General features: G+C 67.5%; 18 protein-coding genes. 9 read left to right on the top strand and 9 right to left on the bottom strand.

The genetic code is table 11. The features are described 5' to 3' along the window. Positions 1-74: 74 nt before the first annotated feature. Positions 75-800, bottom strand: a complete 726-nt coding sequence (locus ACZ60G_RS42195) for a dienelactone hydrolase family protein (protein ID WP_465817769.1) — start codon at positions 798-800, stop codon at positions 75-77. Between the two features lie 178 nt (positions 801-978). Here ACZ60G_RS42195 and ACZ60G_RS42190 point away from each other — a divergent pair, with 178 nt between their 5' ends. From ACZ60G_RS42190 to fadD11, 3 genes are all read left to right on the top strand, one after another. Continuing rightward, on the top strand, positions 979-2,148 hold the full coding sequence (locus ACZ60G_RS42190; protein ID WP_465817767.1) for a lipase family protein: 1,170 nt from the start codon (positions 979-981) through the stop codon (positions 2,146-2,148). 470 nt (positions 2,149-2,618) lie between these two features. Continuing rightward, positions 2,619-3,773 carry a methyltransferase gene (locus ACZ60G_RS42185; protein ID WP_465817765.1) on the top strand — a complete coding sequence of 385 codons (1,155 nt, stop codon included), beginning with the start codon at positions 2,619-2,621 and terminating at the stop codon, positions 3,771-3,773. Positions 3,774-4,057: 284 nt separating this feature from the next. Then, a complete protein-coding gene (gene fadD11, locus ACZ60G_RS42180; RefSeq protein WP_465817763.1) occupies positions 4,058-5,872 on the top strand; it encodes a fatty acid--CoA ligase FadD11 in 1,815 nt (604 codons plus the stop codon). A gap of 11 nt (positions 5,873-5,883) precedes the next feature. Here fadD11 and ACZ60G_RS42175 read toward each other — a convergent pair whose 3' ends face one another. Next, positions 5,884-6,075, bottom strand: a complete 192-nt coding sequence (locus tag ACZ60G_RS42175) for a ferredoxin (protein WP_465817761.1) — start codon at positions 6,073-6,075, stop codon at positions 5,884-5,886. Next, positions 6,072-7,493 carry a cytochrome P450 gene (locus ACZ60G_RS42170; protein ID WP_465817759.1) on the bottom strand — a complete coding sequence of 474 codons (1,422 nt, stop codon included), beginning with the start codon at positions 7,491-7,493 and terminating at the stop codon, positions 6,072-6,074. The genes ACZ60G_RS42175 and ACZ60G_RS42170 overlap by 4 nt, the downstream gene beginning before the upstream one ends. A 118-nt stretch (positions 7,494-7,611) precedes the next feature. Here ACZ60G_RS42170 and ACZ60G_RS42165 point away from each other — a divergent pair, with 118 nt between their 5' ends. Continuing rightward, complete coding sequence (locus ACZ60G_RS42165; protein ID WP_465817757.1) at positions 7,612-8,274, top strand: TetR/AcrR family transcriptional regulator; 663 nt, start codon at positions 7,612-7,614, stop codon at positions 8,272-8,274. A gap of 215 nt (positions 8,275-8,489) precedes the next feature. On the opposite strand, the gene ACZ60G_RS42160 is transcribed toward ACZ60G_RS42165, so the two are convergent. Both ACZ60G_RS42160 and mshC read right to left on the bottom strand, forming a co-directional pair. Continuing rightward, a complete protein-coding gene (locus tag ACZ60G_RS42160) occupies positions 8,490-9,563 on the bottom strand; it encodes an MBL fold metallo-hydrolase (protein WP_465817798.1) in 1,074 nt (357 codons plus the stop codon). A 298-nt stretch (positions 9,564-9,861) separates the two neighbouring features. Further along, positions 9,862-11,100 carry a cysteine--1-D-myo-inosityl 2-amino-2-deoxy-alpha-D-glucopyranoside ligase gene (mshC, locus tag ACZ60G_RS42155; RefSeq protein WP_465817756.1) on the bottom strand — a complete coding sequence of 413 codons (1,239 nt, stop codon included), beginning with the start codon at positions 11,098-11,100 and terminating at the stop codon, positions 9,862-9,864. 239 nt (positions 11,101-11,339) lie between these two features. On the opposite strand from mshC, the gene ACZ60G_RS42150 reads away from it, so the two are divergent. After that, entirely contained in the window at positions 11,340-12,212 is an 873-nt protein-coding gene (locus ACZ60G_RS42150; protein ID WP_465817754.1) for an LLM class flavin-dependent oxidoreductase, read from the top strand. A gap of 213 nt (positions 12,213-12,425) precedes the next feature. On the opposite strand, the gene ACZ60G_RS42145 is transcribed toward ACZ60G_RS42150, so the two are convergent. The 4 genes from ACZ60G_RS42145 to ACZ60G_RS42130 form a co-directional block, all read right to left on the bottom strand. Continuing rightward, positions 12,426-13,208, bottom strand: a complete 783-nt coding sequence (locus ACZ60G_RS42145; protein ID WP_465817752.1) for an SCO1664 family protein — start codon at positions 13,206-13,208, stop codon at positions 12,426-12,428. Between the two features lie 3 nt (positions 13,209-13,211). Continuing rightward, positions 13,212-13,796: a DUF3090 domain-containing protein gene (locus tag ACZ60G_RS42140; protein ID WP_420773553.1), complete on the bottom strand. Its 585-nt coding sequence runs from the start codon at positions 13,794-13,796 to the stop codon at positions 13,212-13,214. Positions 13,797-13,867: 71 nt separating this feature from the next. Then, positions 13,868-14,623, bottom strand: a complete 756-nt coding sequence (locus tag ACZ60G_RS42135; RefSeq protein WP_465817750.1) for a histidine phosphatase family protein — start codon at positions 14,621-14,623, stop codon at positions 13,868-13,870. A 16-nt stretch (positions 14,624-14,639) separates the two neighbouring features. After that, positions 14,640-15,569, bottom strand: a complete 930-nt coding sequence (locus tag ACZ60G_RS42130) for an undecaprenyl-diphosphate phosphatase (protein WP_433621061.1) — start codon at positions 15,567-15,569, stop codon at positions 14,640-14,642. 237 nt (positions 15,570-15,806) lie between these two features. On the opposite strand from ACZ60G_RS42130, the gene ACZ60G_RS42125 reads away from it, so the two are divergent. The 4 genes from ACZ60G_RS42125 (at position 15,807) to ACZ60G_RS42110 (ending at position 20,312) form a co-directional block, all read left to right on the top strand. Further along, the gene (locus ACZ60G_RS42125) at positions 15,807-16,784 is read left to right on the top strand and encodes an aldo/keto reductase (RefSeq protein WP_465817748.1); all 978 of its coding nucleotides are present in this window, start codon (positions 15,807-15,809) and stop codon (positions 16,782-16,784) included. A gap of 28 nt (positions 16,785-16,812) precedes the next feature. Beyond that, positions 16,813-17,850, top strand: coding sequence for a heme/hemin ABC transporter substrate-binding protein (locus tag ACZ60G_RS42120; RefSeq protein WP_465817746.1), 1,038 nt, complete (start codon positions 16,813-16,815; stop codon positions 17,848-17,850). A gap of 142 nt (positions 17,851-17,992) precedes the next feature. Further along, positions 17,993-19,066: a FecCD family ABC transporter permease gene (locus ACZ60G_RS42115; RefSeq protein ID WP_465817796.1), complete on the top strand. Its 1,074-nt coding sequence runs from the start codon at positions 17,993-17,995 to the stop codon at positions 19,064-19,066. A gap of 382 nt (positions 19,067-19,448) precedes the next feature. Beyond that, entirely contained in the window at positions 19,449-20,312 is an 864-nt protein-coding gene (locus ACZ60G_RS42110) for a heme ABC transporter ATP-binding protein (protein WP_465817745.1), read from the top strand. Positions 20,313-20,434 lie beyond the last annotated feature (122 nt).

The following is a 20,434-nucleotide window of genomic DNA, read 5'->3' as shown; positions in this document are numbered from 1 at the left end:
TCTCGGGTGGTAGGGATGCGGCGGTGCGGGAGCCGTGGTCGGACCCTCGGGTTGCGGCATGCCGTGAGCCCGCGCTACTCGGATTCGTCGGTCGCAGTTGTATCCGGCGTATCGGTCAGATGCTCGTCGAAGAACGCGAAGATGCGATGCCAAGCATCGCGGGTGGCCTCGGCGTCGTAGCCGAGACCGGCGACCCGCAGGACCGGGTCGATGCCGAAGACGTTGGCGAAGCCGTGCATGGTGCCCGGGTAGGTCTTGATGTCGTGCTCGACACCGAGATCGGTCAGCACACGATCGAGTTTGCGGCCCGCGCCCAGGAGTGAGGGATCGAGCTCGGCGTAGCTGGCCACCACCGGGCAGGCGCCCTCGAGTTGGGCGCGGTAGTCGCCGTAGAGGCCCGGATAGAACGGTGCGGCCGCGTCGAAACCCATTGGCGCGGTGAGCAATGCGAAGCCACCGCCCATGCAGAAGCCGATGACCGCGGTCTTGCCGGTGCAGTCGCGATCGACGACCAGGCGGTCGCGGGCGGCGAGGATCTCCCGGATCGCGGGGCTGGCGCCGGTGAAGATCAGCGACCGCATCACCGCACGGATGCAGCGCACCCGGCCATTGGCGAACAGGTTCGGGGCGATCGTGAGATAGCCGTAGTCGGCCAACATTTCGACATTGCTTCGGATATCCGGGCCGAAGCCGACACCGTCGTGCAGCACCACGACCCCGGGCCACGGGCCGTCCCCGGTCGGGCGCGCCAGGATCGCTTCGAGAGCGCCGTCCGGTGCGTCGAGCTCGATGGTGTCCATGTCAGCAATGTAGGCGACTGTCCCAGACGTGTACAGCTATGGCGTGGCGAGCCGCTATCGCGTGAGACGAATTTCGGAGTTGATCGTGAAATGCGCGGTGTCGCAGCCCCGGTTGGTTTAACCTCGGCCGACGCGGTGTCCCCGGTCAGCGCGTTGTCGAGCGAAAGGCGATTTGTTCATGTTTCGGCTGCCGTGGCGCGCCCTCTCCGTCGCGACCACCCTGGCGCTCACCCTATTCGCGGCCTCGCCCCTGGTCGCGGCCGACAGCGGTGACTACGCGAAATACGATCCCGATCCGACCGGCGACGCCTACCTCGATCAGCATTTCAATACCGACGGGCTGCCCAATGGTGCGATCCTGTCGTCGCGATCGGTGCAGATTCTGCCGCCGCTGGCCGCCACCAACGACTTCGCCGCCTGGCAGGTATGGTTCAAATCCACTGCTGCCGACGGCACTTCGATCGCCGCGCTCACCACGATCATGAAACCCAAGACATGGAACGGGCGCGTGGTCAGCAATGACTACGCCATCGACAGTGTCGGGCTGCAATGCAATCCGTCCTACCAACTGACCCACTCGGTCTCCATCGAGGCGCCCGATATCACCCGCCAGTTGCTCGGGCACGGTTACGCGGTCGTGATGACCGACTACCAAGGCCCCAAGATGGCCTACGCACACGGGCCCACTCAGGCCCGCGAGGTGCTCGACGGAATCCGTGCCGCACTACAGTTTCCGGCGGCCGGACTCGCGGGCAGCCCCACCACGATGATCGGCTACAGCGGCGGCGCGATCGCCACCGTATGGGCCGCGCAACTGCAGCCCACCTATGCCCCCGAACTGCGGATCCTCGGTGCCGCCGCCGGTGGCACACCCGCCGACCTGAGCCTGCTGCGCAAAACGATGGACGGGAAACCGCCCGCCGCTGCGCTGTATCTGATGGCGGCGCTGGGGGTGGCCCGAGCCACGCCCGAGGCCTTCGACCTGCTCAACGACTTGGGGGTGCGGACCGCGCAGGAGAACAAGAACCTCTGCTCCAGCGCCGCCCTCCTCGGCGCCGCGCCGGTGGCGGTGCGCACGCTGACCAAGGTCGACCCGTACCCGACCGAAGTCGTCCAGCGGATCTACCGCGAAACCAAGGCCGGCGGACTGACCCCGACGATGCCGATCTACCTGTGGCACGGCCTCTTCGACGAATGGATTCCCGTCGCCGGCGCGCAAGCACTCCAGCAACAGTGGAAAAGCGCCGGCGTGGACGTGTCACTGACCCTGCTGCCCTGCGACCACGTCACCTGCGCGTTCACGCCCGGGGCAATCGATCAGATCGACAAATGGATGGGCGTCGCCTGACCGCATTCGGCCGATGTCCTGGCACTCGAGAGCAGATTCGACTTCGGTTTCGGACGTGAGTCGCCGCTCGGTCCTTCGCCGGGCGGGAGGAACTGCAGCCGAGGTGGGCGACCTGTTGGGAAGCTTTGCGGCGGAAGGCGATTCGGTATATGTGCGGTGCCGACGCGGCAGCGACATCGGCCCGCTACGAACTCGCGCCCACCGATACTGATCGGGGTTGCGGACCTCGTGATGCCCCCTTGTTCGGCCCCGGTGCGTGGTGGCAGCGGCTCGTGTGCGAGTCTAGAGATGTCGACTCAGGGAAAGGGCTGCTCATGATGCTCGGTATGGTCCTCGGCGACTTCGGTGCTCGCGCTTCGACGCGGAACCGCTAGTCCGTCCTTACAGCCCCGGCTGACTCAGGCCGTTCTCCCGCTCCTCGTTCGAAGTGCGCTCCGTGCCAACGCACGTCCGATCACGAGGAGCACCCCATGTCGACCATTCACTGGACCGAAGCAGATACCGACCACAGCGCACAGTGGCATTCCGAAAGCGCGACGCCCGCGCCCGCGCAAATCACTGTCGCCGATGACCGCATGCGTGCCGATACCGCCTACCACTTGGCCTGCCAGGGGACGGCGCTGCTGTGGCGTGGCGATTTTCACAACGCCCGTCAGCTGTTGCAGGCATTGCGCCGCCGCATAGATCGAAAACCCGTACCGGTGGGCAACGGACCAGCCGAATCCTTTCACCTCAATCGGCGGGCTCGGGGGCAGCGGGCACGGGTGTTGGGCAGGCTGATCGTGCAATTGGAGCCGGACCATTCCCTGGCACTGCGCCGCGCGCCCGATGTTCGGCAGGCGTGCACCGAGGTGTATGGGTCCGCGCATGAGCCGATGGTGATCGCCTTGACCGAACTACTCGGAGCGATCGGGGCGCACGAGTGGCGTGAAAACGGTGTCCTGGTACCGGCTCTCGGCGCGCGGATCCACCCGCACTACGGGGTGTTCTCCCCCGTGCGCGGCGAATACGTCGATCTGGTCGCCGACGCACCATTACCGGTCCAGCACCACACCGCATTCGACCTCGGAACCGGAACCGGCGTGCTGGCGGCGGTGCTGGCCCGCCGCGGCGTCGACCACATCGTCGCCACCGATATCAATCCGCGCGCACTCGACTGCGCCCGCGACAATATCGACCGCCTCGGGCTCACGAACCGCATCGATGTCCAGGGCCCCGGCCTGTACCCCGACGGCCGCGCACACCTGATCGTCTGCAATCCGCCGTGGCTCCCGGTCCGTCCGACCTCCACCGTCGAACAAGGCGTCTACGACCCGGACAGCTCCATGCTGCGCGCCTTCCTGACCGACCTCCCCGACCACCTCGAACCAGGCGGCGAGGGCTGGCTGGTCCTATCCGATCTGGCCGAACGCCTCGGCCTGCGCACCCGCACCGAACTCCGCACCGCCATCGACTCGGCGGGCCTGCGCGTCATCGACCGGATCGACACCAGGCCGCGCCACTTCCGACCCCGCGACACCACAGACCCGTTCCACGCAGCCCGAGCCGCAGAAGTGACCTCCCTGTGGCGCTTGGCGGCCCGGATACCGTGCCAGCACACGGGATTCATCGAGGGCACCAGCTGATCCCGGCCGGTCCCGGGGTCCATCCTCGGCCCGCATCGCGCCGGAGCATGCCCCGACGGCGCATCACGGAGCCATTGGCCCCGCGACCTCCTGCAGAACTCGTAAGCGAGATCGGTGGGATCTCCCATGATCGCCCCAACCCAGTGGCTCGGGTGCGACGCAAGCCGTCGCCAGCGGCGCCGAGCGCGGACGGGCAAGGGCGAAATCGGGTGAAAACGGCACGCGGGGTTGTGTGGCAACCTACGGTCGGGAAGAAAATGTGGCCGTAGTGATTGTGGTGTGCGATGACCGAACCGAATACCTCCTGTGCCGCCTTCCAGCGGGTGGCGGCGATCGATCCCGACGCGATCGCAGTGCGCTCCATCGGTGGCGGGCACACATTGACCTGGCGGGAGTACGCCGAGCAGGTCCGGCATATCGCGGCGGGATTGCATGCGCTCGGGATCGGGCGCGGGGATACGGTCGCGCTGATGATGGCCAATCGGGTCGAGTTCTATCCGATCGAGGTGGGCGCACAGCACACCGGCGCGACCTCGTTCTCGGTGTACAACACCCTCGCACCGGAGCAGCTGAACTATGTGTTCGGCAATGCGGGCAATCGGGTGGTGATCTGCGAGGAACAGTACGTCGAGCGGGTCCGCACCTGTGGAGCGCAGATCGAGACCATCGTGTGCATGGATGCCGAGCACGCGGGAACGATCAGTCTCGCGGAGCTGAAGGCCAAGGGACGCAACGATTTCGACTTCGAGTCGACGTGGCGTTCGGTTCGGCCGGACGATATCGCGACGCTGGTCTACACCTCCGGTACCACCGGAAATCCGAAGGGCGTCGAGATCACTCATGCCAACCTGACCGCCGAGGCACACGCCTTCAATGCCGTACTCCCGGTGGAATTCGGCGACCGGCAGACCTCCTACCTGCCGACCGCGCATATGGCCGACCGGTTCACCGCGCTGTACCTGCAGGAGTACTACGGCATTCAGATCACCGTCGTGCCGGACCGCAACCAGCTGCCCGCGGCGCTATTGGATGCGCGCCCGACGATTTGGGGTGCGGTGCCACGAGTGTGGGAGAAGTTCAAGGCCGCGGTCGAATTCTCGGTCGCCAACGAGCCCGACGAAACCACGAGGGCCGCACTGCAATGGGCGCTCGCTGTGGCCGCACGCAAGGCCGCAGTGCTGCTGGAGGGCGGAACCGTCGATGCGGAGCTGGCCGCCGAGTGGGCAAAGGCCGATGAGTCGGTGCTGTCGAGGCTGCGCGCCAAACTCGGCCTGGACCAGGTGAAGTGGGCGATGTCGGGTGCCGCGCCGATCCCGCCGGAGACCCTCGGTTTCTTCTGCGGTCTCGGCGTCCCCATCTCCGAGATCTGGGGTATGTCCGAACTGACGTGTGTGGCCAGCGCCAGCCCACCCGCCGAAGCGCGCCTGGGCACCGTCGGTCGCATGCTGCCCGGTTCGGAGGTCAAAATCGCCGAGGACGGCGAATTCCTGGTTCGCGGACCGCTCGTCATGAAGCGCTACCGCAAGGAGCCGGGCAAGACCGCCGATGCGATCGACGCCGACGGCTGGCTGCACACCGGCGATATCCTCACCCGCGACGCCGACGGCTACCTACGCGTGGTCGACCGCAAAAAGGAACTCATCATCAACGCGGCCGGAAAGAATATGTCTCCGGCCAATATCGAGAACACCATCAAGGCCGCCACCCCGCTGGTCGGCTCGATCGTCACCATCGGCGACGCCCGCCCCTACAACACCGCCCTGATCGTGCTCGACGCCGAATCCGCGACACCCTATGCGACTCAACGCGGTCTGCCCGACGCCTCCGCCCGCGCCTTGGCCGCCGACCCGGGTGTCATCGCCGAAATCGCCCAGGGCATCGCCGCGGGCAACGCGAAACTGTCCCGCGTGGAACAGATCAAACGCTTCACCATCCTGCCCACCTTCTGGGAGCCCGGCGGCGACGAAATCACCCTCACCATGAAACTGCGCCGCAAGCCCATCGCGACCAAATACGCCACCGAAATCGAAACCCTCTACGCCCCAACCCTATCCGCCACCACCCACGAACCAGTCACCCAAATCCCCTCCGAGGTCTGACCCAGCACTTCTCACGCCTCGGCGCGCAGGGCTTCGACGGGGCAGGTGTCGATGGCGAGCTGGGCGTCGGGGTGGTCGGAGGTAGGGATGGGGTCGGTGAGGATGCTGACTTTGCCGGAGTTGTCGACCTGGAAGATGTGCGGAAGTAGGGCTTCGCACATGCCGTGGCCTTGGCAGCGGGTTCGGTCGGCGGTGATTCTCATGCGGGACGCCGGGTTTCGACGCGTGCGGCTTGCAGCCGGATCGGGAGGCCGTCGAGTGGGATCGGGCCGGTCGCCCAGCCCATCGGCGGCACATATCCGGCCGGCACCGACCACTGGTAGTGCAACAGCATGCGATGCATGATCGCCTTGACGGTCATGCCGCCGAAGTACAGGCCGATGCACTTGTGCGCGCCGCCGCCGAAGGGCGCCCAGACGTAGCGGTGGGATTTGTCCTCTTGGCGTTCGGCGGTGAAACGCTCCGGATCGAAGACATCGGGGTCGTGCCACCAGCGATCGATACGCATCGCCGAATGCGAGCCGATGACGACAATGGTGCCCGCGGGTAGGAAGTGGCCCTGGATCGCGGTGTCGCGCAATGTCTCCCGGATCTGCTGACCGACCGGGGAGTACATCCGCAGGATCTCCTTGAACACCAGATCCAGGGCGGGCAGCCGGTCGAGATCATCGTAATCGAGCGAATCCTTGCCCAGCGCTTGCGATTCGGCGCGCAGCCGGTCCTGCCACTCCGGATGCAGACCGAGTTGATAGCCCATCATCGCCAGCGCGATGGTGCTGGTGTCGTGCGCGGCCATCAGCACGAAGATCAGATGGTCGACGATGTCCTGATCGGTGAAGGTATGGCCCTCATCGCTGGCGGTGTGGCACAGCACGCTGAACAGATCGTCACCGGTGCCCGCGCGTCTGGCGGGCATTTCCCGGCGGCAGTAGTCCTCGAGTACCTTGCGTCCGCGCAAGCCCTTCGCCCACACACCGCCGGGCAGATTGGTGCGCACCAACGCCTGCCCGCCGCGCACCGCATCGATGAACGCGCGCTCGAGCCGCGCCGCCTCTGGACCGAGGCGTGCGCCCATGAACACCTCCGATGCCATGCGCAGCAGCACATGTTTGGTTGCCGGGAAAAGCTGAAAGTCGTTGGCGGGCAACCAGTCACTCATGCCGCGGGCGATCGCAGGTGTGGTGATATCGAGATAGCCGACCAGTCGCGGCCGGGTGAAAGCCTGCTGCAGAATGCGCCGGTGGTAGCGGTGCTCCTCGAAATCGCGCAGCAGAATGCCGCCACGGAAGAAGGGGCCGATGAAAAAGTCGTAGCCCCCCTTGGCGGAATACACCCTGTCCCGGTCCGCGAGCACTTCCTCGATCGCCTCCGGGCTCACCACCATCACGACCTGCCGCCCGAGCAGTCCGGACCACTGCACGGGACCGTATTTCCCGACGCGCCGCCGCGCGAAATCGAGGTTGTCCGTCATGGCTGGGAGGGCGTGCCCGATGATCGGTAAGCCGTAATCGCCTAGTATCGGCCGCAATTCGCTACCGGCGGGTGGTTCGGCGAGGGCTCGGGTCCGCGACGGATAACGCTCGGCCAGCGCGGATGCGGCGTACTTCGCTCGTCGGCCCATCGTCGACATCATGGTCGTCCTCTCGCATCCTTGCGAAAATCGTGTGATCCACACCATACAGGAATCAATGGTTTCCGTAAACGGTTGTTTCCTGATTTGCCTGCGGCATACTGAGCCTGTGACACGGGTAGCGACCGGGATCTACCGCGGCACCTCCGCCGCGCAGCGGCGCGAGGATCGCCGCCGTCGCCTGATGGATGCGGCCCTCGAGATCATCGGCACCCAGGGGTGGGCGACCACCACGGTGCGCGGAGTCTGCGAACAGGCCAAGGTCGGCCCGCGCTTCTTCTACGAGAGCTTCTCGGACCTCGACGCCCTGGCCGCCGCCGTGCACGACGAGATCATCGACACCGCCGTCCGCAGTTCCCTCGACGCCCTCGCCGCCGCACCCGAGGGGATTCCGGCCAAAACGCGTGCGGCGGTAACCGGGATCGTCACCTCCGTCATCGACGACCCGCGCCGCGCCCGCATCGCCTTCGCCGAAGCCCACGGCAGCGAAACCCTGATGCGCCGCCGCGCCGCCGCCATGCGCACCATCGCCGACGTCGTCGCCGATCAGGAACGCGCCCTCCTCGCGCCACCACCGGGCAGCGACACCCTGGTGCGCGCGGTCTCGCTGATGATCACCGGCGGCGCCGCCGAACTGATCCTGGCCTGGCTCGACGGCGGCATCGAGGTCACCCGCGACGAACTCATCGACCTCTGCGTCGAATTCGTCCTCACCTTCGCCGACAACCTGGCCGCCATGGCCGCCCGCCTCCCACCCAGATCAGTTCCCTGAGTGGCGCTTCGGTCTGGATGCAAGGCGAAGCACAGGGGGCCGGTCGGGTCCGAGTAACCATTCGACTCGTCCCGATCGCAGCGTGGTGGCTGGCGGTGTTCGAGAAGGTCGATGGCTGTGTATTGCTCGCGGCGGCGAGCCTGCGATGCTTGCTGAACGGCCGACTTGCCCGCGCCGATGCAGCGAACAGCCGTAAGGTGTTGTGGCAGTTGGGGTTACAGTGCGAAGGTCAGGCGGTGGGGATTGACGTAGTCGACCGGGTCGTAGAGGGGACGCAGATCTGGGCGGTGGCCGGTGGGGATGCGGGCCAGTTCGCCACGCAGTGGGATGTCGTAAGTGGCGGCGGAGGCGGTTAAGCCGGGCAGCCAGTTATCGTGGTGGCTGGGGACGAAGAGTGCGGGACGGATGGCCTCGATGTAGCGGCGCGGGTCGCGAAGACCATTGCTGATCTGGTTGAAGCCCTGGACCGCACCGATCTGGACGTCGGTAGGTGGAAGGTCGGCGAAGACATCGAAGACCTGCGGGGCCTTCTCGGTGAGCGGCCCCGAGGAATCGTGCCAGACCAGCGCGAATCCCGGAACGCGGAATTGGTAGAGGAGAGTGCCGCCCTCCGGATCGCCGAGGCGCGGCGCACTCTGCAGGACACCTGCCAGTGTCGGTGGATGCCGCACCAGGGCGCCCAGTTGCGGTAGCGGGAAAAACGGCGCGGACCCGCCGGGCCGCTCCGGAGCGGTGGGCGCGGAGTGCACATGACGGACCGCGGTGACCTCCACCGACCCCACGGTGAACTCGTGCCGCTCCCCCGGCGGCGATGCGCCGTCCCCGAGTGCGATCGTTCGGAATGTCGGATCCGCCACCTGTGCACGGATATTCACGCCGTGCTCGGCGGTTCCATACACGACTGCCCCCGCCGCCTCGGCGATCCGACCCGCATCAGCGGCGTGATCGAAATGCCCGTGCCCGATGAATATCGCCTCCGGCGCCAGATCCACCAGATCCTGCGCCGTCGCGGGCACATAACCGGTGCTCGTCAGCCGCGGCACCCACGCATCCAGCAGAAACACCGACCCCGCCATCGCGAACGCATAGGTCGTGCACCCCACCCAGGACAACACCACCCGATCCGCACGCACCGCACCCGTGTCCGGATCCACCACGTCCGCCCCGAAGAACCGTACCCGCGCCGCCACCGTCCGCGGATCGGCCTGCGCGGCCGAGGCCCGCAACCGCCCCGCCGCCGACGCCGTACCCGCGCCGATCACACCACCGAGCGCCGACCACCGCCCCACCAAGCCCCGAGGATGAATGCCACACACCCGTGTACAACACCACGGATCACCTCCCCGAACAACCCACACCCTGTCCCGCAGCCGCCGTTCCCCACCACACGAGCACTTTCGCCCCATCCGCGCTCGATCGGCAGATATGCGGGCCGAAAGCGTGTGCGAAGGAGCGCGTCGAACTGCTCTCCGCGCCCGCAGACGCCGACAGTCGCGCGCGCCAGCGCGTCGCGCCGCTGATCGGCGAGCCGACCGAATCCGCTCGGGCGCCAGATGGTTACGAGCAGCACGGCGGTTTCGGCAAAGATCAGAGCTGAACGCCCAGTAGACCGTCCACGGCGGTTGCGATCAGAGCAGGGGCCTCGTTGTCCTGGCCGCCGTAGGCCAGGGCCTGATTTGCCCAGTTGTCTACGGCGGCAAGGGCTTTCGGGGTGTCCAGGTCGTCGGCGAGGTGTTGGCGGAGGCGGGCGACGGTGTCTTCGGCGGCGGGGCCGGAAGCGAGCGCGGTGGCTCGGCGCCACAGGTCCAGGCGGGCGGTGGCGTCGGCGAGGACGGCGTCGGTCCACATACGGTCTTGGCGGTAGTGACCGGCGAGCAGGCCGAGGCGGATGGCAGCAGGGTCGACGCCTGCGGCACGCAGCTTGGAGACGAGCACCAAGTTGCCGCGCGACTTGGACATCTTCTCGCCGTCCAGGCCGATCAGACCGGCGTGCACGTAATGGCGGGCGAAGCGGCGGCCCGCGATCAATGCCTCGGCGTGTGCGGCGGAGTACTCGTGATGCGGGTAGATCAGGTCGCTACCGCCGCCTTGGATATCGAATTCCGGGCCGACGCGGTTGAGCGCGATCGCCGCACACTCGATATGCCAACCGGGTCGCCCGGCACCGAAGGGCGCCGGCCACGACGGCTCGTCGGGACGCGCGGCGCGCCACAGCAGTGCGTCGATGGTGTCGCGCTTGCCGGGACGGTCGGGATCGCCGCCGCGTTCGGCGAACAGACGCTCCATGGTTGCGCGGTCGTAGCCCGATTCGTAGCCGAACTGCTCGGTGGCATCGGCGCGGAAGTAGATGTCCGGATATTCGGCATCCTCGACCGTGTACGCCGCGCCCGAGGCCAGCAGCTTCTGCACGAACTCGATGACCTCGTCGACGGACTCCACGGCACCGATGTAGTCGCGCGGCGGCACGATGCGCAGGGCGGACATGTCCTCCCGGAACAGATTGATCTCGCGGGTGCCCAGATCGCGCCAGTGCACACCGTCGCGGGCGGCGCGCTCGAACAGCGGGTCGTCGACATCGGTGACGTTCTGCACGTAATGCACCTTGTGGCCCGCGTCGCGCCACAGCCGGTTGACCAGGTCGAACGTCAAGTAGGTGGCGGCGTGGCCGAGATGGGTGGCGTCATAGGGGGTGATCCCGCAGACGTACATGGTGGCCGTAGGGCCCGGGGTCACCGGGCGAACCTGCCGGTCGGCGGTGTCGTACAACCGCAACGGTGGCCCTGCTCCGGGAATTGACGGTAGGGCGGTATCGGACCAGGACTGCATGATTCGAGGGTAAAGGTGTGGTGGAGGCCATTGCGCCGCACCCTGCTCCCAACGGTTGGTTGTATGCCAACCACCCCGGATCTGACCTGCCCCGATGTCGCAAAAGTCGGATGTCAATGTTTGCCGTCCGGCGGATCGAATTGCCGCGAGTGGCGCAGGTCACTGTCGCTGAGTTTGCCGTGTGCACGGGGCCGTCCGAATTCGGCCGCGGCCGAGTGCGACCGCGCTAGGTTGGACGGGTGACTGTTCTCGGTGCGGTGTCGATGCCCCAAGTTTCCCCGGAACATTTGGTCGCGGTCGCGGCCGCAGCCGAGGACAGCGGTCTCGAAGAAGTGTGGTTGTGGGAGGACTGCTTCTGGGCCGGTGGAATCACCACCGCCGCAACGGTGTTGGCGCGGACCGAGCGAGTGCGCGTCGGGATCGGGGTGATGCCGGTGCCGCTGCGTAATGTAGCGCTCACCGCCATGGAGGTGGCGGCGCTGTTGCGGCTGCATCCGGGCCGGGTGATTCCGGGTTTCGGGCACGGTGTGCAGGACTGGATGGGACAGATCGGTGCGCGGGTCGAATCGCCGATGACGCTGCTACGGGAACATCTGGTTGCGCTGCGCGGATTGCTGAACGGTGAAAAGGTCAGCGCCGCAGGCCGATACGTGCACCTCGACAATGTCGCCCTGGAATGGCCGCCGACCACGCCCCCGCCGATCACCGCCGCCGCGACCGGCCCGCAGACCCTGCGACTGTCCGGCGAACTCGCCGACGCCACCATCCTCACCGCACGAACCACCCCCGACGGCGTCCGCGCCGCCCGTGCGCGCATCGAGGAAGGCCGCGCGAAAGCCGCACGCACCGAACCGCATCGGGTCATCGTCAACCTGCTCACGGCCACCGGCCCGGACGCGGCCGCACGCTTGTCGGCGGCCCAGCAACGCAACTCCAGCGAGCACCCGCCCGAGGCAGGCGTCGCGGGCGACGCACAAGCCATCGCGGATGCCGTCCGCCGCTACGCCGACGCAGGCGCCGATACCGTAGTCCTCGAACCCACCGATGACGATCCGAACCTGATCGAATTCGTCCGCTTCGTCGGTGCCGAAGTCCGCCCGCTGCTCAGCTGAGTACCCCACACGCGCCACTCCCGGCCGCGGTCGTGCCTGTGCAGAATGCCTCGCGCGCCCGCGAATCCCCGCCCGGCCGCGCTCTGTATGTCGGAACGCGGAAACCGTCGTCCCATCAGGCAGCACATGCGCCCCGACACTCGATGCAATTCGGCACCGCGCGCACATCGCAAGCGACCGCCGACGGTATCCCCGGGCTGTGCCGACCTCAGCTCAGAATGCGGGCCACGGGATCGGCCGCGACGTGCGCGGCATCGGCATCACCGGGTTGTCCAGCAGTTCCTGCGTACGGTCGGCGAGCGCCTCGATCTCCGCATCGGTGAGATGCGGTACGAGATCATCGGCGACCGAACCGGGCAGTTCCTTGGCGAAGGCGGCGATGTCGGCCATCAACCCATCACAGATGGGTTTACCCGCCCAGCCCCACAGCACCGTGCGCAACTTGTGCTCACTGTGCAGGCAGATGCCATGATCGACGCCGTAGACCTGCCCGTCGACGCCTTCCAGCGCATGCCCGCCCTTGCGGTCGGCATTGTTGAGCAGCACGTCGAGCACCGCCATCCGCTGCAGTCGCGGATCGTCGGCATGGATCAGCGATACCTCGTTGCCCGCCGGATCCTCAGCGCGCAGCACCTCGCAGAACCCGTCCGGCACCGCACCCAACGGAACCAGATCCACCAGATCGAGCCGGTTGCCCTGCTCGGTGTGGTTGTCCACCGACTCCACCCACCGCTGCACCATGCCCGGCCCATAGGGGCCATCGCGCAGGATCGTCTCCGGGATGACACCCCAGCCGAGCGCGTCCGACACCCGATATGAGGCCACCTCACGCCCGGCCAGGGTGCCGTCCGGAAAATCCCATAGCGGCCGTTCCCCGCGCACCGGCTTGTAGACGACGCGAACGCCGTCCGTATCGCAGACGAGGGTGACGTTGCTCGCGGTCGTCACCCGACCGATCACCGTCAATTCCGCGGTGTGCCACCGAGCCTCGGCCACGGACTACTCCTCTAGCTCGGCCGCGCCGAAAATATCCCCGCGCTTGTATCCATTGGTTCGCACACACATATGCCCGCGCGAGGAAAGCGGTTCCCCGCACAGCGGACACGGCGGGCGGCCCGCCGCGATCACCCGGGTGGAGCGCAACGCGAACTCCCGCGCCTGGATCGGGGTCAGGAATACCCGCACCGCGTCGGGGCCCTCCTCGGTGTCATCGAGCACCACCGACTCGTCGACCTCGGTTTCGGTGATCGCCAGCAGTTCCACCACCACCGCGCCCGCATCGGCGTCCCAGCCCAGGCCCATGGTGCCGACCCGGAACTCGGCGTCGATCGGGGTCACCAGGGGGTCGCTGTCGGAGATGTCCTCGGCCTGCGGCGGCACCTCGGCGCCGAAGCGGCGCGCGACCTCGTCGAGCAGCAGACCCATCCGGTCGGCGAGCACCTTCACCTGTTGCTTCTCCAGCAACACGCTGACCACCCGTGGTTCCTGCACGGCCTGCAGGTAGAACGAGCGATCGCCCGGCTCACCGACGGTCCCGGCGACAAAACGATCGGGGGTGCGAAATACGTGGATTGCGCGAGACATCTGCACCTCCTGATACGTGACCCTGATCGACTACCCGCGGCGCTGGACTCCGCAACACGCCACCTACTCGTTTACAAGGAATCTCGAAGCTCCGCATTCCCATTATCCGCACTCGGGGTACCACCAAGCTCCCCACCGGGAACCGGACCGGCTTCGGGCTCCGCGGGCGCCCCGGAATCCGAGGCGGGCCGTTGCGGTTTGATTGCCAAACCGGACAGATCCGCTCCGGTGTCGTTGAGCCGAACCACGTACGGCGCGGTCGGGGTATAGCGCACGATGCTGAGCGAGGCGGGTTCGACCACGATGCGCTGGAAACCGTCGAGATGCAGGCCGAGCGCGTCGGCGAGCACGGATTTGATCACGTCACCGTGCGTGCACGCCACCCACAGCACATCGTGACCGGCCTTCTCGGCGAACTGTCGATCATGCTCGCGCACCGCGGCCACCGCACGGATCTGCACCTGCGCCAGACCTTCGCCGCCGGGGAAGACCGCGCCCGAGGCGTGCCGCTGCACCACCTTCCACAGCGGTTCGGTCAGCAGATCCACGATCGCCTTGCCGGTCCAGTCGCCGTAGTCGACCTCGATCAACCGATCGTCGTACTCCGGTTCCAGACCGAGCTTTTCCGCAAGCGGTGCGACCGTGCGCTGACAGCGCAGTAGCGGCGAATGCACGATGTGCTCGATCGGCAGCGTGGCGAGCCGTTCGGCGACGGCGCGGGCCTGGGTATCGCCGTGCTCGGTCAGATCGACGCTCGCACTGCGCCCGGCCAGGGTGCGGGCGGTATTCGAGGTCGAAACACCGTGCCGCAGCAGGATCACCGTCATGGCACCAGCCTAACGATCATGTCGCCGACACCACTCCGCTCGCGAGCAGGCCCATGACCGTCAGCCCGAGCACGATGCGGTAGCCGACGAACCAGTCCAGGGAATGTTTGCCGACGAACTTCAACAGCCATGCCACCGAGGCATACCCGACCACGAACGCCAGAATCGTCGCGACCAGCAGCTGCGGTCCGCTGGCATTGAGGCCCTCACCCGCCGGTTCGAACGCGTCGGGCAGGCTGAACAGGCCCGACGCGGTCACCGCGGGAATGGCGAGCAGGAACGAGAACCGCACGGCCGCTTCACGCTCGAGCCCGAGGAACAGACCCGCCGTCGCGGTCGCACCGGAACGCGACACACCCGGGACCAGGGCCAGGCATTGCGCGAAGCCCATGATCAAACCGTCGCGGGTGGTCAGCTGCTCGATCGGGCGGATCCTGCGTCCGTAGTACTCACCGGCGGCGATGACCAGCGCGAACGCGACCAGCATGAACGAGATCAACCATAAATTGCGGGCGCCGGTGCGGATCAGATCCTTGAACAGGAATCCGAGCACCCCGATCGGGATCGTCGCGATGATCACATACCAGCCGATGCGGTAGTCGAGTTCACGCTGCGCCTGCTCGTCCAGGACGCGCTTGTGATCGGCGGTAATGACCGGAAGGCGCATGGTGGGCTGGTCGTGCAGCGGCAGTTCCGGCTCGCCACGCTTGGTCAGCCGATCACGCAGCCCGGCGAACCACGCGAGGATGATCCGCCAGATGTCCTTGGCGAAGAACACCAGCACCGCCGCCTCGGTGCCCAACTGGGTGACCGCGGTGAACGAGGCGCCCGCGTCGTCGCCGAAGAACACCCCCGACACGATGCGCAGATGCGCCGAAGAGGAGATCGGCAGAAACTCCGTGAGACCTTGTACCAGACCAAGTACCAAGGCCTGCACCCAGGTCATCGACTCGCCGACCACGAACCAGCCTCCACTTCCGCCCGAAATATGTGTTCCTACTGGGCAATTGGTCCGGCGATCGATCGCATCACTGTGACCACCGCCGCAATCACGCAGCGACAGTACAGTGTCGAGATGGCGGTGGCATGCCCGGCTCGACCGTGCGACCCACGGTGCTGGTGGGCGTCGAGTTGCGTATCCACACTCTAGGCTTGGCGCCGTGACGATTGCGCGGACACGGTGATGGAACAGCGGACGGTCGGCCGCAGCGGCCTACGGGTGTCCCGGATAGGACTCGCCACCCACACCTGGGGGGCGCATACCGATACCGACGACGCGGCGGTGCAGTTGGTGGCGTTCGCCGAGGCCGGCGGCACACTGGTCGATACCTCCCCCGCCTACGCCGGCGGTGCGGCACAACGGATCCTGGCCGAACTGCTCGGCGATCTGGTCTCCCGTGACGATCTGGTACTCAGCGGCTGCGCAGGTGTCGCGCCGCGGACCACGCCCGCACCCGCAGGGCCGACCGTGCCCGAGCCGGAGCCGATGCGACCGGCCGTGGACACCTCCCGTCGCGCGCTGCTGCGCCAGCTCGATCGGACACTGCTCGAACTGGGCACCGACTATCTCGATATCTGGCATGTCGCCGCCTGGGATCCCGCGACCCCGCTCGACGAGGTCGCCGCCACTCTCGAATTCGCGGTGCGCTCCGGGCGCGTCCGCTACGCGGGTGCGCGCGGGTTCAATGCCTGGCAGGTCGCCAGCCTCGCCGCGGTCGCGCCCGTCACCGTCGCGCAGACCCCGTACTCGCTGCTGGTCCGTGACACCGAAACCGACTTCATTCCGGCCGCGCAACATCACGGTGTGGGACTGATCGCCACCGCGCCGCTGGCCGGGGGCATTCTCACCGGCAAGTACCGTGACGGAGTGCCCGCCGATTCGCGCGGTGCGGACGAGGCGACCGCCGCCGAGATCCGGCACCGGCTCGACGACCACGCGACCCGGGTGGTCGAGGCGCTGGTGACCGCCGCCGACGGACTGGCCACCTCACCGTTGGCCGTGGCCCTCGCCTGGATCCGCGACCGTCCCGGCATCGCGAGCATGATCGTCGGCGCGCGCGATATCGGGCAGCTCACCGGGGTGCTGGCCGCTGAGACATTGGAACTGCCGCGTGCCATCGCGGCCGCGCTCGACGATGTCAGCGCACGCGCGGCGGGGTGATCCGATGAGGGAGGCTAGCCTTACCTGCATGAGGTTTCTCGACCGTGTCCGATCCGGCGGGGCGCGTTCCCTCCTGGCTGTGCTGGCATTGACCCTGCTGGTCGGTTCGGCCTGCGGAACCGGCAGCGATGCCACCAGCAGCGGCGGACGCGGGCCGGTCACCGCGAAACTGGAAAACCTCGATCCGGTGCCGATCGGGCCCGAACCCACGCCTACGCTGCCCGCGACCGTCCGATCCTTCGACGGGGCCGAAGTCACGGTCACCGATGCCAGCCGCATCATCGCCGCCGACCGCTTCGGCACACTCGCGCAGACGGTCTGGGCGTTGGGTATGGGCGCCAAAATGGTCGGGCGCAGCACCGCGGCTGGATTTCCCGCGGTCGCGAATCTGCCCATCGTGACCGGTGGCAGCGGTTCACTGAACGTGGAATCCGTTCTGGCGCTGCGTCCTTCGGTCTTTCTCACCGACAGCACCAGCGCGGCACCGCAGGTGCGCGAGCAACTGCGCGCGGCCGGGGTGACGGTCGTCTATTTCGATCCGCAGCGCACCATGGACGGGGTGGTGCCGCAGATCGAGGCTGTCGCCGCCGCACTCGGCGTACCCGATCGCGGCCAAGCCCTGGCCCAGCGCACCCGTGGCGAAATCGCCGCCGCCAGTGCCGCGGTACCCAAGCAGGACAAACCCCTCACCATCGCCTTCCTCTACCTGCGCAGCACCGCCATCACCATGCTCGCTGGACCCGGCTCCGGCGCCGACGCCCTCATCGCCGCACTCGGCGCGCGCGATGCGGGCACCGAGGCCGGGTTGCCCGAACCGTTCGTCGCGATCACCAGTGAGGCCATGATCGCGGCCGCACCGGATGTGCTGCTGGTGATGTCGGACGGGCTGAAGTCGGTCGGCGGCGTCAACGGGCTGGAAAAGGTGCCCGGCATCGCGCAGACACCCGCCGGGCGCAACAAGCGCGTGGTCGATATGGCCGACTCGGTGGTGTTGAGTTTCGGCCCGAACACCGGCCGGGTGATTGCCGCCCTCAGTGCGGCCGTGTACGGCACCGAGCCCGCATGAGCGGCCCGTCACGGTGCGGAGATCGGGCCGTGCTCAGGAACGTCGGTGAAGTGCGGGCGGTCACCGCGATCCTGTGGGTGAGGATCGGGCAGGGGCGAGTGTGAACGAAAGGGCCACTGGGACGACCACGACCGACTCGGCGATGCCGCACAGTCCGCATCCGGTCGCGCCGAAGTCGCGGGGATGGTCGCGCACCGCGATCGTGTTCGCCGTGGCGGTGGCGGCGCTGGTGGTGCTGGCGTTGGCGTCCGCGGCGATCGGGCAGGTGCCGACGACCCCTGCCGAGGTCGCGGGCAGTGTGCTGCATCGGATCGGGTTGGACTGGGGGCCGATGCCCGCGCACCCGGCCGGTGAGGTGACGCTGTGGGAAGTGCGGTTTCCCCGCGTGGTGCTCGCGATCCTGGTCGGTGCGGCATTGGCGACAGCGGGTGCATTGTTGCAGGGGGTGTTCGCGAATCCGCTCGCCGAACCCGGTGTGATCGGAGTGTCGGCTGGGGCGGCGGTCGGTGCGGGCACGGTGATCGTGGTGGGTGGGGCGTTCGTGGCGGCGTGGTCGGTGGCGGCGGCCGCATTCGCTGCGGGGCTGTTGACCACATTGCTGGTGTATCTGCTGTCGCGATCGAATGGGCGCACCGAGGTGGTCACGCTGGTGCTCACCGGTGTCGCGATCAATGCCTTCGCGGGTGGGCTGATCGCGTTCCTGCTGTTCATCGCGACCCCCGCCGCCCGCGATCAGATCGTGTTCTGGCAGTTGGGCAGTCTGAACGGAGCCACCTGGGACGCGGTACATGTCGTCGCTCCGCTGGCCGCTGTCGGGATTCTCGCCGCGGTCCTCATCGCGCCGCGCCTGGACCTGCTCGCCCTCGGTGAATCCGCCGCGCGACATCTGGGTGTCGATGTGGAGCGCTTGCGGCGCAACGTCATCGTGGTAGTTGCCGTCCTCGCGGCCGCGGGGGTTGCCTTCACCGGCATCGTGCTGTTCGTCGGACTGATCGTGCCGCATGTGGTCCGCATGCTCGTCGGCCCCGCCCACCGCATCCTCATCCCGTTGAGCGCCATCATCGGCGCGGTAGTGCTCCTCGCCGCCGACGTAGCCGCCCGCTCCCTGGTCCACAACGCCGATCTCCCCCTCGGCATGCTCACCTCCCTCATCGGCGGCCCCTTCTTCTTCTGGCTCCTGCGCCGCACGCGTGCTCGCGCTGGAGGTTGGGCATGATTCACGAAATCTCCTGGGGCGCAACCGATCCACAAGCCGTCCGCACGTGTCGTCGCGCTCCCTTGCCCCGAAGGATTCGTACTTCTTCCCGGGATCATCGCCAGGGAGCCAACCAGTGCGGCCGCGTCGACGGGACAGCTAGCGGGCTATCGGGATGCAGCTCGATAGGCAGCTCCAGCGCAGATTCGTGGTGGCGTCGCGCGCCGATGCCGGGCCGCACGCCGGGAGTCGACGGGCAGTCCGCGCCGATCAGCCAACCGGCGGTGCACGTCGGAATGCCGAACCCGGCGGCGCTGCGAGGCCGCATCATCCGCGAAGGGCCGTGCCGGATCGTCGGCGTCGGCCGGGCGTACATACCGGAGCCCGTGGGTGGGGCGGAGATGTGAGCGGGGTGCTGGAGGGATTGAGTTCGGTGTTCGCACGGACCCATGAGTTGCCGGTGCCGCCGGAGCGGGGTGCGGTGACGCTTCGGGCCCGCAGAGTGAGCATCGACAGGCGTGGTGCTTCGGGAGCCCATCCGCGCCGGGTCCTCGAAGCCGTCGACTTCGACGTTGTCGCGGGCGAGATCGTGGCGTTGGTGGGGCCGAACGGGGCGGGCAAGTCGACACTGTTGGCGGCGCTCGCGGGTGAGTTGGAGCCGAGCGAGGGCACGATCGAACTCGATGGGCGGGCACTGGGCCACTGGTCGCATCTGGATATGGCGCGGCGCCGGGCGGTATTGCCGCAGAGTCACACCGTCGGATTCCCGTTCACCGCTCGTGAGGTCGTCGCCATGGGTCGTGCGCCGTGGGTGCGGACCGAGCGCCGCGACCTCGATGACCAACGGATCGCCGCCGCCATGGCCGCCGCCGACGTGGAACACCTTGCCGCCCGGGCATTTCCGACGCTCTCCGGTGGTGAACGCGCCCGCGTCGCCCTGGCCCGCGTGCTGGCCCAGGACACCGGAACACTGCTATTGGACGAACCCACCGCCGCCCTCGACCTCGGCCACCAAGAAGCGGTGCTGCGCCTGGCCACCGCCCGAGCCGCCGCGGGCGCCGCCGTTGTCGTCGTCCTGCACGACCTCGGTATCGCCGCCGCCTACGCCGACCGGGTCGCGGTCCTGGAATCCGGGCGCATAGCCGCGGACGGCCCGCCACGCAGGGTCCTCACGACCGAACTCCTCACCCGCGTCTACCAACACCCCGTCGAAGTCCTCAACCACCCGATAACCGGCGCCCAACTGGTCCTTCCCGTCCGCCGCTGACCCAGTTGCTTTCTGCGTGGCGCAGCAGGCCTGTCTTCGCTCGAGCACGGTTGAACGGCACAGGCCGGTCCACTAACACGGGGGCGAAATCCTCGATGACCTGTAACCGGCATGCCAGCTCG

It is taken from the genome of Nocardia sp. NPDC102475 (genome assembly GCF_055584605.1).
This window is presented reverse-complemented; position numbering and strand designations above follow the sequence as displayed.